Annotated in this window: 1 protein-coding gene; it reads right to left on the bottom strand. The window is 31.1% G+C overall.

The features are described from left to right. Positions 1 to 299 (bottom strand): hypothetical protein (locus H3T84_RS12005; RefSeq protein WP_198219337.1); only part of this gene is annotated, 299 nt, incomplete at its 3' end. Between the last annotated feature and the right edge of the window lie 13 nt (positions 300 to 312).

The raw sequence follows: 312 nt of genomic DNA, 5'->3' as shown, positions 1-312 counted from the left end.
ACCTCTGTTGCATCTAAGAGTTCTTTCGCTGCTTTGCGAAGTTCTATCCAATAATCAGACTCCATAAAACTTTCATAAGAATAAATAGTATTATCACGATCATCTAATAATTTATGAAACTGCTCGTCTTTTTTTAAAACATTTTCATCATCATCAAAATCATCAATAAAACTTCGCCCTCCTAATGAAATAACAAGTGCTCTAAGGACATTTTTCGTAGGCCTATTATAATCTTTGTCATTTTGATTTAAAGGTGGATATTCAAAATATTGCAGTTGTTGCTCTGGTTCTAATGTCATAAATGATATTAGC

The organism is Snodgrassella sp. M0110 (assembly GCF_016101465.1).
In the GTDB taxonomy this organism is placed as follows: domain Bacteria; phylum Pseudomonadota; class Gammaproteobacteria; order Burkholderiales; family Neisseriaceae; genus Snodgrassella; species Snodgrassella alvi.
This window is presented reverse-complemented; position numbering and strand designations above follow the sequence as displayed.